14 protein-coding genes are annotated in these 12,616 nt (G+C 65.5%); 3 read left to right on the top strand and 11 right to left on the bottom strand.

The annotated features are described in order from the left end of the window. Nucleotides 1-11: 11 nt before the first annotated feature. Nucleotides 12-1,409 carry an argininosuccinate lyase gene (gene argH / locus MTX23_RS04040; RefSeq protein ID WP_280975347.1) on the bottom strand — a complete coding sequence of 466 codons (1,398 nt, stop codon included), beginning with the start codon at nt 1,407-1,409 and terminating at the stop codon, nt 12-14. Between the two features lie 115 nt (nt 1,410-1,524). On the opposite strand from argH, the gene MTX23_RS04035 reads away from it, so the two are divergent. After that, complete coding sequence (locus MTX23_RS04035; protein ID WP_280975346.1) at nt 1,525-2,202, top strand: TlpA disulfide reductase family protein; 678 nt, start codon at nt 1,525-1,527, stop codon at nt 2,200-2,202. Between the two features lie 90 nt (nt 2,203-2,292). On the opposite strand, the gene MTX23_RS04030 is transcribed toward MTX23_RS04035, so the two are convergent. From MTX23_RS04030 to MTX23_RS04000, 7 genes are all read right to left on the bottom strand, one after another. Beyond that, nucleotides 2,293-3,359 (bottom strand): IS630 family transposase gene (locus MTX23_RS04030; RefSeq protein WP_280971795.1). Its coding sequence is split into 2 segments (ribosomal slippage): nt 2,293-2,873 and nt 2,873-3,359, totalling 1,068 coding nucleotides; the frame shifts between segments, so codons are not numbered across the junction. 69 nt (nt 3,360-3,428) lie between these two features. Beyond that, nucleotides 3,429-3,566, bottom strand: coding sequence for a hypothetical protein (locus MTX23_RS04025; RefSeq protein ID WP_280975345.1), 138 nt, complete (start codon nt 3,564-3,566; stop codon nt 3,429-3,431). A 120-nt stretch (nt 3,567-3,686) separates the two neighbouring features. Then, complete coding sequence (locus tag MTX23_RS04020; RefSeq protein ID WP_280975344.1) at nt 3,687-4,568, bottom strand: 3-hydroxybutyryl-CoA dehydrogenase; 882 nt, start codon at nt 4,566-4,568, stop codon at nt 3,687-3,689. 255 nt (nt 4,569-4,823) lie between these two features. Further along, entirely contained in the window at nt 4,824-5,771 is a 948-nt protein-coding gene (locus MTX23_RS04015; protein ID WP_280975343.1) for an FAD-binding protein, read from the bottom strand. After that, on the bottom strand, nt 5,771-6,520 hold the full coding sequence (locus MTX23_RS04010; protein WP_280975342.1) for an electron transfer flavoprotein subunit beta/FixA family protein: 750 nt from the start codon (nt 6,518-6,520) through the stop codon (nt 5,771-5,773). Before MTX23_RS04010 ends, MTX23_RS04015 begins: the two co-directional genes overlap by 1 nt. 117 nt (nt 6,521-6,637) lie before the next feature. Continuing rightward, the gene (locus tag MTX23_RS04005; protein WP_280975341.1) at nt 6,638-7,210 is read right to left on the bottom strand and encodes a cob(I)yrinic acid a,c-diamide adenosyltransferase; all 573 of its coding nucleotides are present in this window, start codon (nt 7,208-7,210) and stop codon (nt 6,638-6,640) included. A gap of 159 nt (nt 7,211-7,369) precedes the next feature. Beyond that, on the bottom strand, nt 7,370-7,564 hold the full coding sequence (locus MTX23_RS04000) for a twin transmembrane helix small protein (protein WP_280975340.1): 195 nt from the start codon (nt 7,562-7,564) through the stop codon (nt 7,370-7,372). A 131-nt stretch (nt 7,565-7,695) separates the two neighbouring features. On the opposite strand from MTX23_RS04000, the gene MTX23_RS03995 reads away from it, so the two are divergent. Continuing rightward, on the top strand, nt 7,696-8,589 hold the full coding sequence (locus MTX23_RS03995; protein ID WP_280975339.1) for a YihY/virulence factor BrkB family protein: 894 nt from the start codon (nt 7,696-7,698) through the stop codon (nt 8,587-8,589). Here MTX23_RS03995 and MTX23_RS03990 read toward each other — a convergent pair. Both MTX23_RS03990 and gluQRS read right to left on the bottom strand, forming a co-directional pair. Next, nucleotides 8,516-9,772, bottom strand: a complete 1,257-nt coding sequence (locus MTX23_RS03990) for an ATP-binding protein (protein WP_280975338.1) — start codon at nt 9,770-9,772, stop codon at nt 8,516-8,518. The genes MTX23_RS03995 and MTX23_RS03990 overlap by 74 nt on opposite strands. A gap of 194 nt (nt 9,773-9,966) precedes the next feature. Continuing rightward, nucleotides 9,967-10,836, bottom strand: a complete 870-nt coding sequence (gene gluQRS, locus MTX23_RS03985; RefSeq protein ID WP_280977969.1) for a tRNA glutamyl-Q(34) synthetase GluQRS — start codon at nt 10,834-10,836, stop codon at nt 9,967-9,969. A 142-nt stretch (nt 10,837-10,978) separates the two neighbouring features. On the opposite strand from gluQRS, the gene MTX23_RS03980 reads away from it, so the two are divergent. Next, nucleotides 10,979-11,632 carry a DNA-3-methyladenine glycosylase 2 family protein gene (locus tag MTX23_RS03980; RefSeq protein WP_280975337.1) on the top strand — a complete coding sequence of 218 codons (654 nt, stop codon included), beginning with the start codon at nt 10,979-10,981 and terminating at the stop codon, nt 11,630-11,632. An 8-nt stretch (nt 11,633-11,640) separates the two neighbouring features. Here MTX23_RS03980 and MTX23_RS03975 read toward each other — a convergent pair whose 3' ends face one another. After that, nucleotides 11,641-12,528 carry a LysR family transcriptional regulator gene (locus MTX23_RS03975; protein ID WP_280975336.1) on the bottom strand — a complete coding sequence of 296 codons (888 nt, stop codon included), beginning with the start codon at nt 12,526-12,528 and terminating at the stop codon, nt 11,641-11,643. Nucleotides 12,529-12,616: the final 88 nt, after the last annotated feature.

Raw genomic sequence — 12,616 nt, 5'->3', positions numbered from 1 at the left:
AAATTTCCCGTTCAGCCCAATTTTCGCTCTTTTTCCAGCCGCTTGGCCCAGGCCCTGGCCTGCGCGAGCACATTCTTCGGCGCCGTGCCGCCGAACGAGGTCCGGCTCTTCACGGACGACTCGACCGACAGCACCTTCAGCGCATCCGCGGTGATCCTGGGCTCGACCTCCTGCATCGCCGCAAGCGGTAGCTCATGCAGCGCCACGCCCTGTTCCGAGGCGAGTGCGACAATGCGCCCGGTGACGTGGTGGGCGTCGCGGAACGGCATTTTCAGGGTGCGCACCAGCCAGTCGGCGAGATCGGTCGCGGTGGCGTAGCCCTCGCCGGCGGCGGCCTTCATGCGCGCCTCGTCGGGCACCAGGTCCTCGACCATGCCGGTCATGGCGCGGATCGCGAGCGACAGCGCCGCGAATGCCTCCATCGCGCCCTGCTTGTCCTCCTGCATGTCCTTTTGATAGGCGAGTGGCAGGCCCTTCATCACAATCAGGAGCGCGGTCAGCGCACCGATCACGCGGCCGGTCTTGGCGCGCACCAGCTCGGCCGCGTCCGGGTTGCGCTTCTGCGGCATGATGGAGGAGCCGGTGGTGAACTTGTCGCTCAGTCTGACCAGGCCGACCAGCGGCGAGGTCCAGATCACGATCTCCTCGGCAAAACGTGACATGTGCACGGCGCAGATCGCTGCCGCCGACAGCGTCTCCAGCACGAAGTCGCGGTCGGACACCGCGTCGAGCGAATTGGCCATGGGCCGGTCGAAGCCGAGCGCCTTCGCGGTGGCGGCGCGGTCGATCGGAAACGAGGTGCCGGCGAGCGCGGCAGCACCCAGCGGCGATTCGTTCAACCGCTTGCGCGCATCGGCAAAGCGGCCGCGGTCGCGGCCGGCCATCTCGACATAGGCGAGCAGATGGTGGCCGAAGGTCACCGGCTGTGCGGTCTGCAGATGGGTGAAGCCGGGCATGACCGTTCCGGCATGCTCCTCTGCGCGGGCCACCAGCGCCTTCTGGAACGCAGCCAGCGCCGCATCTGTTTCGTCGATCGTGTCGCGCACATAGAGACGGAAATCGGTCGCGACCTGATCGTTGCGCGAGCGCGCGGTGTGCAGCCGGCCCGCGGCCGGGCCGATCAGCTCGGACAGCCGCGACTCGACATTCATATGGATGTCCTCGAGCGCGCGCTTGAAGTCGAAATCGCCCTTGCCGATCTCTGACAAAATCGTGTCTAGACCTTTGCGGATATTTTTCGCATCAGCAGCCGTGATGATGCCTTGCGCGGCCAGCATGGCGGCGTGGGCCTTGGACGCGGCGATGTCCTGGGCATAAAGGTGACGGTCGACGTCGATGGAGACGTTGATTTCCTCCATAATCGCGTCGGGACGTTCAGAGAACCGGCCGCCCCACATCTTGTTGCTCATGACTTCTCGCTCACGACTTTGTATTTGAGGCCTCGCCGTTTCGTGCCGGAGCGGCGAAACAGCGTGGCGGTTCCGATCGTAATTCCCGGCACTGCATAGCCATAACTGCCCCAGGATGACAAACGATATGCCCGAGACGACCCCACCCAAGCCCGCCGCCACGCGTCGGATTCCGCACGTGTTGGGCGCGGTGCTGATTGGAGCCGTGATCGGCTATGTCGCGGTCTCGAACCTCAAGCGCCCCACTGGCGACGTGGCCTGCAACGGGGCGGTGGATCTCGCGAAGAAGATCGCCCCGTTGGCCCATGGCGAGGTCGCTGCACTGACCATGGCGACCACTCCGCTCCGCCTGCCCGACCTCGCCTTCGAGGACGCCAACGGCCAGCCGAAGAAGCTCTCGGACTGGCGCGGCAAGACGGTGCTGGTGAACCTGTGGGCGACCTGGTGCGTGCCCTGCCGCAAGGAGATGCCGGCGCTGGACAGCCTGCAGGCCAAGCTCGCCGGCAAGGACTTCGAGGTGGTCGCGATCAACATCGACACCCGCGACCCCGACAAGCCGAAAAACTTCCTGAAAGACGCCAATTTGACCCATCTCAGCTATTTCAGCGACCAGAAAGCCAAGGTTTTTCAGGATCTTAAGAACATAGGCAAGGCGTTGGGCATGCCGACCTCCGTGCTGGTCGACGCCAAGGGCTGCGAAATTGCCAATATCGCCGGGCCCGCCGAATGGGCCAGCGACGACGCCATCAAGCTGCTCAAGGCCGCGGTGCAGCCGGCCCCGGCGGGATTCTAGATCTCAGGCCGTGACGTTGAGGTTGCCGCCGACGCCGGCCGCCAGATTGGCGGTCGAGGGCGCGCCGAGCAAGGTCTGATACCAATGGCCCTAAGGATTGACTGTTGCCCAAGTGCGGCTTGTGATTGAGGCGATGCGACCTGGATCATTTGCGAAGAAGTTCCAGGCTTCGCAGGTCTTGGCGACGATATCGTCGTAGTCGTCGAAGACGGTGATGGCGAGCTTGTTGGCGCGCAGGTACTGCCAGACGTTTTCAATCGGATTGAGCTCGGGCGCATAAGGCGGCAGCTGTAACAGAGTGATATTTTCCGGAGCTCGGACGGTGCCGGCACTGTGATAGCCGGCGCCGTCGAAGACGAGAACGGCATGTGCGTCGGGTGCAACTTTGCGGCTGATTGCCTCCAAATGCAGTGACGTCGCCTCTGCATTTGCCGTCGGCATGACAAGACCCGCGGCGACGCCCCGTTGAGGACAGGCGGCACCGAAGAGATAAGCCCAATCGTAACGTCGATCGCGCGGCGCGCGAGGCCGTGAGCCACGCTTGGCCCACACGCGTGTCAGCGTGCCCTGCTGGCCGATCCGCGCCTCGTCCTGGAACCAGATTTCGATCGGCTTGCCTTGGGCGTGAGCGGGGAGCGTTGTCGTGAGGGTCGTAGCAAAGTTTTTTTGAACGCTTCCTGAGCCGCTTCATCGGCTTGCGGATGGCGCGGCCGCACCGAGAGCCGGCGGTACCCGAGCTTGGCCAGAACCTTGCCGACCGAACGTTCGTGCAGTTTGACGCCAAACCGCCGCTCAAGCTCGTCGCGCAAATCCACCCGCCGCCAACGTACGACCCCATGCTGCTCAGGATCGGGACCGGCCTCGACCAACGCGGCCAATTCGGCCTGCTGCTCTGTCGTCAGCCGCGACCGCGGTCCCGTCGGTTTGCGCGACCGCAGTCCCGCCAAGCCTTCGGCGTTATAACGATGCACCCAGTCCCGCAGGGTCTGACGATCCATCCCGCAACTTTCGGCTGCCTTCTTGCGGTCCGCGCCCTCCAGCACAAGCGCAAGCGCCAATATCCGCCGCGCTACCGTACTATTCTTCTCTCTGCGCGCCGCCTTCCGAAGCTCGCCCGCGGTCAAATCAAGCCGCGTAATCGCTACCGCTGCCCCCATCGATATTGCTCCTGTCTACGCAGCAACATCGATTCAGAAACTCACTGATTTGGAAATCCCAAATGTGAGTCAAATCCGGGGGCCGTTGGTATGAACCGCGAATTTTTCCGCATCGAGGTTCTGCTTGGTCAGCCGGGTCGCGATCTGGCCCTGCAGGTTGCCCTGCTGCATCGACAGGATGCTGGTGACCATGCTCGTCGTGTCCATACGCGGTATTCCCAAGTCCGGCTTGCAAGTCCGGCATGGCGTAGCGAAGCGAAGTTAACGGCGGGTAATGGCGCGCCGCGTCAGGCTGACGCGGTGTCGGGATGAGGACTGATCGCAGGGTTACCGCGTCGGGACCGGTTTGTCGCCGCGGTAGTCGTAGAAGCCGCGCTGGGTTTTGCGCCCGAGCCAGCCGGCTTCGACATACTTCACCAGCAGCGGACACGGCCGGTACTTGGAGTCGGCCAACCCCTCATGCAGCACCTGCATGATCGACAGGCAGGTGTCGAGGCCGATGAAGTCGGCCAGCTCGAGCGGCCCCATCGGATGATGCGCGCCGAGCTTCATCGCGGCATCGATCGCCTCGACGTTCCCGACGCCCTCATAAAGCGTGTAGATCGCCTCGTTGATCATCGGCAGCAGGATGCGATTGACGATGAAGGCAGGGAAGTCCTCCGACACCGCAACCTGCTTGCCGAGCTTGGCAACGAAGGCCTTGGCGGTGTCGAACGTCACGTCGTCGGTCGCGATGCCGCGGATCAGCTCGACGAGCTCCATCACCGGCACCGGATTCATGAAGTGAATGCCGATGAAGCGTTCGGGACGATCGGTCGACGCCGCGAGCCGCGTGATCGAGATCGATGACGAGTTGGAGGCGATGATCGCCTCGGGCTTCAGCACCGCGCAGATCTCGTGGAAGATCTTGCGCTTGGTTTCTTCCTTCTCGACCGCGGTCTCGATCACGAGATCGCAGTCCGCCAGCGCATCGAGCGTCTCGGCGGGAGTGATGCGGTCGAGCGCCTGCTTGCGCTCGGCGTCGCTGATGGTCTTCTTGGCGACCTGACGGGTCAGATGGCCGTTGATGGTCGCGAGCCCCGACTTCAGCCGCTCGGCGGACACGTCATTGAGCACCACGTCGAAGCCGGCCAGCGCGGCCACATGCGCAATGCCGTTGCCCATCTGGCCCGCACCGATCACGCCGACTTTCTTGATTGCCACCGTCATCTTGTCATCCACCGGAACGGCGCGCACATCGCGCCTGCCCAATCCCAACGATACCCGAAGCGAAGCCTTCCGGGTGCCCTATTCGCCGGAAAACTGCCCCCTCTGAGCTCATGATGCAGCAAGGATGCGCATCATGCCCCCATCTCTTTGCTTGAGCACGACCTTTTCGGGAAACCGGTTCCCGCTTTCTCAAGGCCATGCCCCGAAAATAATAACACCGGCCGGAGCTTACCCATCCGGCCGGTGCCTTGTCGCTTACTTTCCGAGCTTGCCGAGCGCTTCGGTCAGCTCCGGAACCGCCTGGTAGAGGTCGGCGACCAGGCCGTAGTCGGCGACCTGGAAGATCGGCGCGTCCTCATCCTTGTTGATGGCGACGATCACCTTGGAGTCCTTCATGCCGGCCAGATGCTGGATCGCGCCGGAGATGCCGATCGCGACATAAAGTTCCGGAGCCACCACCTTGCCGGTCTGGCCGACCTGCCAGTCGTTCGGCGCATAGCCGGCATCGACCGCGGCGCGCGAGGCGCCGACGCCGGCGCCGAGCTTGTCGGCGAGCGGCTCGATGTATTTGGCGAAGTTCTCGCGGCTCTGCATCGCGCGGCCGCCGGAGACGATGATCTTCGCCGAGGTCAGCTCCGGACGGTCGCTCTTGGCGACCTCCTCGCCGATGAACGAGGAGAGAGCCGGATCGGCTGCCACCGCGGCGTTCTCGATCGCCGCGCCGCCGCCTTCGCCGGTCGCGGCAAAGGTCGAGGTGCGGACCGTGATGACCTTCTTGGCGTCCTTCGACTTCACGGTCTGGATCGCGTTGCCGGCATAGATCGGACGCTCGAAGGTGTCGGGCGCGACCACCTTGATGATTTCCGAGACCTGCATCACGTCGAGCAGCGCTGCGACGCGCGGCATTACGTTCTTGAAGCGCGAGGTCGCGGGCGCGACGATCGCATCATAGCTGCCGGCGAGCGAGACGATCAGCGCAGCCAGCGGCTCGGCGAGGTCGTGCTCATAGGCGGCACCTTCGGCAACCAGCACCTTCTTGACGCCATTGAGCTTGGCGGCGGCTTCCGCGGCCGCCTTGGTACCCTGGCCGCCGGCGATGAGGACGTCCACGTCGCCGCCGAGCTGGCTTGCCGCAGTCAGCGCCTTGTTGGTGGAGTCCTTCAGGGTCTCGTGGTCGTGTTCAGCAATCAACAGCGTCGTCATCAGAGAACCCCGGCTTCGGTCTTGAGCTTGTTAACGAGTTCGGCGACGTCCTTGACCTTGACGCCCGCCTTGCGGCCTGCCGGTTCCGCGGTCTTGAGCACTTCCAGACGGGGCGTGAGATCGACGCCGTAATCAGCCGCCGCCTTCTCGTCGATCGGCTTCTTCTTCGCCTTCATGATGTTGGGCAGCGAGGCGTAGCGCGGCTCGTTGAGGCGCAGGTCGGTGGTGACGATCGCCGGACCCTTGAGCTTGATGGTCTGGAGGCCACCGTCGACCTCGCGCGTGACCTTGAAGTCGGAACCGTCGACCTCGAGCTTGGAGGCGAAGGTCGCCTGCGAACAGCCGAGCAGCGCGGCCAGCATCTGGCCGGTCTGGTTGGAATCGTCGTCGATCGCCTGTTTGCCGAGAATGACGAGGCCGGGCTTCTCTGCCTCGACCACCGACTTCAGGATCTTGGCGACCGCGAGCGGCTCGACATTACCCTCGGCCTTGACGAGGATGCCGCGGTCGGCGCCCATCGCAAGCCCGGTACGGATGGTCTCGGAGGCCTGCGCCGGTCCGATCGACACCACCACCACCTCGGTCGCCTTGCCGGCTTCCTTCAGCCGCAACGCTTCCTCGACGGCGATTTCGTCAAACGGGTTCATCGACATCTTGACGTTGGCGAGCTCGACGCCCGATCCGTCACTCTTGACGCGGACCTTGACGTTGTAGTCGACGACCCGCTTTACCGGCACAAGAACCTTCATCGATCCTCTTTCGCTTTGATTTTGTGGGTTTCGGTTGGCTGGCGCGGAACCTAAAGGTCCGGATACCCCCGGTCAACGCGCGAAAGCCAAAAAACCGGCCTCCCGATTTGAGGCAGTCTAACGGTTCTGGCCGGGCACCCACAACACGTCTCCCGCCCCCTTGTTGTTCTGGAAGCGGCTGGCAACGAACAGGAAATCCGACAGGCGGTTCATATACTGGATGCCAGCGGCGTTGACCGGTTCGTCGGGCCGGGCGGCGAGTTCCACCATCATGCGTTCCGTCCGGCGACATATCGTGCGAGCAAGATGCAGATATGCAGATGCGGCTGTCCCGCCGGGCAGCACGAACGAGGTCAGCGGCGCGAGTTGGTCGTTCAGGCTGTCGATGTCGCGCTCGAGCCGCTCGACCTGGCTCGCCCGCATCCGCAAGCGCTCGGCCTTGCCTTCGCGCTCGGGTACCGCGAGGTCGGCGCCGAGATCGAACAGATCGTTCTGGATCCGCCCGAGCATGGCGTCGAGTTCGGGACTATCAGCCAGATGCAGCCGCACTACGCCGATCGCGGCATTGGTCTCGTCGACGGTGCCATAGGCGGCGACGCGCAGATCGTATTTCGGACGGCGTTCGCCGGAGCCGAGCGCAGTGGTGCCGTCATCGCCGGTGCGCGTGTAGATCCGATTGAGAACGACCATGGCTAGCTCCAGCTTCGTGAACATCTCTCCCATGGGGAGAGGTCGCGAGCATCTTGCGAGCGGGTGAGGGGTTACGATCTCACGATAGCCTGAACCCCTCACCCGGGTCGCCGATGGCGATCCGACCTCTCCCAATGGGAGAGATACAGGTTAGCGCATCTATCGCCCCATCGCCCAGACCGCGAGCATGGCGATGACGATCGCGACGAACTGCAACAACACGCGCAGCCGCATCAGCCTCTGTGATGTGTTCGGCGAGCCGCCCTTCATCATATTGACGAGGCCGAGCAGCAGAACCAGCGCCACAGCGGCGACGGCGACGGGAAGGATGAACGAGCTCAGAAAGGATGCCATCGGCGGTACATAACACCGTGTGGGGCGGACTTCCACCGACCCCCGCGATGCAACCAACTGGCTTTTCACGGCGTAATATCAGAAGCTGGCCCCGTTTCGGGTCGAACCTGTTCGACAACGCCGGGTGGAATGTGAAACAGCTTCGTTACGTCTACCACGTCGTGATGGATGCCCTTTACACGTTCCTCGCCGACGACGGCTGGGCGATCGCAAGCCACATCGCGCTGTCGACGCTGATGGCGCTGTTTCCGTTCCTGATCGTGCTGACCTCGCTGGCCGGCTTCTTCGGCTCCAAGGAGCTTGCCGACCAGGCCGTCGGGCTGTTGTTGCAGGTTTGGCCGCAGCGGGTCGCCGACGCGCTGTCCGGCCAGATCCACGACGTGCTGACCACGACGCGCGGCGACATCCTGACCATCGGCGCGGTGCTTGCGGTCTACTTCGCCTCCAACGGCGTCGAGGCGCTGCGGGTGGCGCTGAACCGCGCCTATGCCGTGGCCGAACCGCGGCGCTGGTACTGGCTGCGGCTGGAATCGATCGGCTACACGCTGGTCGCAGCCTTCACCTCGCTCGCGATGGCATTCCTGATCGTGCTCGGGCCGCTGATCATCGAAGCTGGGCGCCGCTACATTCCATTTTTCGTCGAATCGAACGAGAGCCTGCTCGACACCGCCCGCTACGGCATCACGATCCTGGCCCTGATCATTGCGCTCTTCATCCTGCACGCCTGGCTGCCGGCGGGCCGCCGCAGCTTCCTGCAGATTCTGCCCGGCATCATCTTCACCATGGTGGCGTCGCTGATCTCGGGCATCGGGTTCGGCATGTATCTGGCGCGCTTCGCCAACAACTACGTCACGATGTATGCGGGACTGGCCTCGGTGATCATCGCGCTGGTGTTCCTGTATTTCATCGCCGCGATCTTCGTGTTTGGCGGCGAGCTGAACGCCGCGATCATCAAGTCGCGGTTGCCGCGCGGCGTGTCGCTGCAAGCAGCGCAGTCGCTAGAGCCCGCGGAGAGACAGGCTTGACCAGGAAGGCGTCGGCGCCGGCGGCGCGCGCGGCGGCCTCATCCTCGCTGCGGCCGGAAATCCCGATGATCGCGACGCTTCCGTGCGGCGGCGGCAGCGCGCGGATCCGCTTGATTGCCTCGACCCCGCCGATGCCTGGCAGCACCATGTCCATCAGCACCGCGTCGAACGCGCCCTGGCCGAGCCGATCGGCCGCGGCTTCGCCCTGACCGATGAATTCGGCGTGGTGACCGAGCTCGGTCAGGATGGTGTTGAGCACGACGCGGCCGAATGGATTGTCCTCCACGCTGAGCAGCCGCAGCCGCCGCGACGCGCGCGCCGCGGCGCCGTCGTCCGACATGGTGCTGATGGGCCCCTTGGCCGATGCGAGCACCACGCTCAGCGTGAAGGTGGTGCCGCCGCCCTCGCGCTGGGCTGCGACGATGTCGCCGCCCATGGCGCGGGCAAGCTGCTTGACCGAGGACAGGCCGAGCCCGGCGCCGCCGAATCGCGAGGCGATCGAGACATTGGCCTGCGAGAACGGCCGGAACAGGCGCTTCACCTCCTTGAGCGTGAGCCCGATGCCGCTGTCGGACACGGCAAACGCGACGCCGATCTTGCCCTTGGCTACGCGAACCGGTGCGACGTGCAGCGCGATGCCGCCGTGCTCGGTGAACTTGACGGCATTGTCGATCAGGTTCTCCAGTGCCGCCCGCAGGCGGACGGGATCACCGACCGCGAAGGCAGGCAGTTCGTCCGAAATCTCGACTGTGGCTTCCAGCCCCTTGGCCGCGGCACGGCCGGCCAGCGAATCGCCGGCGGTGCGCGCCAGCGTGCGCAGATCGAAGAAATCCTGCCGGACCGCGAGCCCCGGCCCCTCGCTGCGGGCGGCATCGACAAACAGGGTCGCAAGACTGGCCAGATGCTCCGCGCCCGCCTTGATGGTATCGATCCAACGCCGCTCGCGCTCGCCGAGATCGGAGGTCGCGAGCAGGTTGCTGATCGCCAGAATCCCGGTCAGCGGCGTCCGCACCTCATGGGCAAAGGCGGCCAGCGCGGTTTCGACCGTCCTGGGGCCGGCCTTCCGGGCCGGCTTGGGCGCAGCCCGCTTGCGGCGCGACTTGGCCGCCGCCTTGAGGGCCCTCTTGGCAGCACCAGTCTTGGAAGCGCCAGTCTTGGAAATGCGCGTTCGGGAGGCGCGCATTTTGGACGGCGCCCGCTTGGGTCGCCGCTTGTTGCGCCGTGCGCGCGATATCGCCGCCATGGTCTCCGTAATCCCCCTCCCGGGAGCCAGCATGGCATGCCTAGAGTGCCCGAGTCACGGCGCCGTTTGCGGCTCGCCACCGCAAAGCGCCATGATGGTAACCGGGTTTCCCCGCGACCGAACGCGGGCCAAGTCTACGGCAGGCCCACGAGGCGGCGGATGTCGGCCGGACTCGCGCCCTCCGCCCGCAACTCGCGCAGTCCCGTCGCTCGCGTCGATTTCGACAGCTTCTGGCCCGCCTCATCCCGAATCAGCCGGTGGTGCCGGTAGGCCGGTGGGGCCAGGCCGAGCAGTTCCTGCAACAGGCGATGGACGCTGGTCGACCAGAGCAGGTCGGCCCCCCGGACCACGTCGGTGACGCCCTGCAGCGCGTCGTCGATCACGACTGAGAGATGATAGCTGGTCGGGGTTTCCTTGCGCGCCAGGATGACGTCGCCCCAGTCCTCCGGCCGCGCGGCGACCTCTCCGGCCTCGCCGGCCGGCCCCTCACCCGATTCGCACCAGCGCAGATCGCCGGTGCGCATGCGCGCCGCAGCCATATCGAGCCGCAGCGCGAACGGTGCGCCCTGCCTGATCAGCCGATCGCGCTCCTCTGATGACAGCGATTTGGCCGTACCCGGATAGAGCGGCGCACCGTCCGGGTCACGCGGCCAGCCGCCCTCGGCTTCCTTTTCGGCGACCAGTCGCGCGATCTCCGCCCGGCTCTCGAAGCTTGGATAGACGAGCCCCTGCGCGGACAGGCGTTCGATTGCCTCGCGGTAGGCGGCAAAGTGCTCGGACTGCCGCCGCACCGGCGTCTCCCAGGCGATGCCGAGCCAGGCGAGGTCCTCGTAGATCGCCTGCTCGAATTCCGGCCGGCAGCGCGTAGCGTCGATGTCCTCGATCCGCAGCAGCAAGCGCCCGCCCGCCTGCCGCGCCAGATCGAAGTTGAGCAGCGCCGAGAAGGCATGGCCGAGATGCAGGTAGCCGTTCGGGCTTGGGGCAAAACGGAAAACGGGTGGCATGGCGATTGGTCGCGCGTCATTGCCGGGCTCGATCCGGCCATCCATCTGGGAGAGACTCTGTTACGATAGGAGATGGTGCGGGTCATCCCCAATCAAGTTAGAGACTCATCCCGATACGCCACACGTCGATGCCAATCCCACGATGCTGATCCATCTCGAAACCCAGGCCGACCTCGACGACGCGGTTCACAAGCTCGTCGATCAGGACCGCCGTCTGAGACCGATCCTCGAATTGACCGGCATGCCGGCGATCCGCCAGCGCGAGCCGGGCTTTGCCGGGCTTGCCGCGATCATCTGCGGCCAACAGCTCTCGACCGCGAGCGCCGCGGCGATCTGGGGGCGGGTCAGCGCAGCGTTCGATCCGTTTCACCACGATGCGATCCGAAAAGCCCGTGCCGACCGGCTTGGCCGACTCGGCCTGTCCGCCGCTAAGATCAAGACGCTGAAATACATCGCGCGCGAGCTCGCCGAGGAGCGGCTGAACCTCGAAGTGCTCGCCAATGAGGAGGCGGACGCCGCCCACAACACGCTGACCGCGCTGCCCGGCATCGGGCCGTGGACCGCCGACATCTATCTCCTGTTCTGCCTCGGCCATGGCGACGCCTGGCCCGCGGGCGACCTCGCCGTGCAGGAAGCGGTCAAGATCGGCCTCGGGCTGAAGGACCGGCCGACGCCGAAGCAGATGGCGCCGCTCGCCGAACCGTGGCGCCCGCTGCGCGGCGCCGCCGCGCACTTGTGGTGGGCCTATTATCGCGTGCTCAGGAAACGCGAGGGCGTCATCGCGGGCGCGAAGTAGAAGACGACCTACCCGCGCAGCCTCACGCGGTCCTCGCGCGCGCAGTCGGTGACGAAGGCGATCACGGCCCGCACCGCCGGCAACTCGACGAGATCGGGGTGGGCCAGCAGCCAGAGATCGGAGACGCTGCTGAGCTTTTGCGGCGCCACCCGCACCAGCTCGGGATAGTCGGCCGCCACCAGGCAGGACAGCGCTGAGATCCCGAGCCCGGCCCGCACCGCGGCGAGCATGTCGCCTTGCGAGGAGCAGCGCATCACCATCGTGCCCTGCCCCGTGATGAGATCGCTCCAGCGCGCCAGATGCGCATTCGAGGCCTGGTCGGCAAAGCCGATCACATGGTGGCCCTTCCACTCTTCCCGCCGCTCCGGCAGCTTGCGCCCTGCCGCATAGTCGCGCGAGGCATAGAAGCCGGTGCCGAGCCGGCCGATCTTGCGCCCGATCAGGTTCTCCTCCCCCGCATCGACCGGACGCAGCACCACGTCGGCCTCGCGGCGGCGGACGCTCGCCGGAAACGGATGGGTGATGATCTCGAGCTGGACATTGGCATGGTCGCGTAGGAACGGGCCGAGACGCGGCATCAGCCAGTGCGCGGCGAGCGTCGCGCCGATCGACAGCTTCACGACGCCGCGGGCCTGCTCGCCGGTGGCCGACGCCGCCGCCTCCGCACGCAGGGCCGCGGCCGCCATCGCCTCGGCGTGCTCGCGGAACTTGCGGCCCTGCGACGTCAGCGACAGGCCGTCGTTGGACCGGGCAAACAGGCGGGTGCCGAGCTGCTTCTCCAGCGCCGCCACGTTGCGGCCGATGGTCGGGTGGCTGATGCGCAGGCGGCGCGCCGCGCCGGCGAGGCTCCGCGTCTCCGCCACCGCGATGAAGGTCTTGCAAAGCTCCCAGTCCATGGCGCTCCCTGCAGCGACGCGCGTTCATTCCTGATGGAATGGTCGTTCAATATTGAACGTCATCGCGCGATCGTCCAGCCTTATATTG

The sequence above is a fragment of the Bradyrhizobium sp. ISRA436 genome (genome assembly GCF_029910015.1).
Classification (GTDB): domain Bacteria; phylum Pseudomonadota; class Alphaproteobacteria; order Rhizobiales; family Xanthobacteraceae; genus Bradyrhizobium.
This window is presented reverse-complemented; position numbering and strand designations above follow the sequence as displayed.

What these genes read in the sequence shown, in the direction of transcription:
- MTX23_RS03975 (WP_280975336.1), bottom strand. Translation starts at nt 12,528, where the DNA reads ATGGACTGGGAGCTTTGCAAGACCTTCATCGCGGTGGCGGAGACGCGG.
- argH (WP_280975347.1), bottom strand. Translation starts at nt 1,409, where the DNA reads ATGAGCAACAAGATGTGGGGCGGCCGGTTCTCTGAACGTCCCGACGCG.
- MTX23_RS04025 (WP_280975345.1), bottom strand. Translation starts at nt 3,566, where the DNA reads ATGGACACGACGAGCATGGTCACCAGCATCCTGTCGATGCAGCAGGGC.
- gluQRS (WP_280977969.1), bottom strand. Translation starts at nt 10,836, where the DNA reads ATGCCACCCGTTTTCCGTTTTGCCCCAAGCCCGAACGGCTACCTGCAT.
- MTX23_RS04015 (WP_280975343.1), bottom strand. Translation starts at nt 5,771, where the DNA reads ATGACGACGCTGTTGATTGCTGAACACGACCACGAGACCCTGAAGGAC.
- MTX23_RS04000 (WP_280975340.1), bottom strand. Translation starts at nt 7,564, where the DNA reads ATGGCATCCTTTCTGAGCTCGTTCATCCTTCCCGTCGCCGTCGCCGCT.
- MTX23_RS03990 (WP_280975338.1), bottom strand. Translation starts at nt 9,772, where the DNA reads ATGCGCGCCTCCCGAACGCGCATTTCCAAGACTGGCGCTTCCAAGACT.
- MTX23_RS04005 (WP_280975341.1), bottom strand. Translation starts at nt 7,210, where the DNA reads ATGGTCGTTCTCAATCGGATCTACACGCGCACCGGCGATGACGGCACC.
- MTX23_RS03980 (WP_280975337.1), top strand. Translation starts at nt 10,979, where the DNA reads ATGCTGATCCATCTCGAAACCCAGGCCGACCTCGACGACGCGGTTCAC.
- MTX23_RS04020 (WP_280975344.1), bottom strand. Translation starts at nt 4,568, where the DNA reads ATGACGGTGGCAATCAAGAAAGTCGGCGTGATCGGTGCGGGCCAGATG.
- MTX23_RS04035 (WP_280975346.1), top strand. Translation starts at nt 1,525, where the DNA reads ATGACAAACGATATGCCCGAGACGACCCCACCCAAGCCCGCCGCCACG.
- MTX23_RS04010 (WP_280975342.1), bottom strand. Translation starts at nt 6,520, where the DNA reads ATGAAGGTTCTTGTGCCGGTAAAGCGGGTCGTCGACTACAACGTCAAG.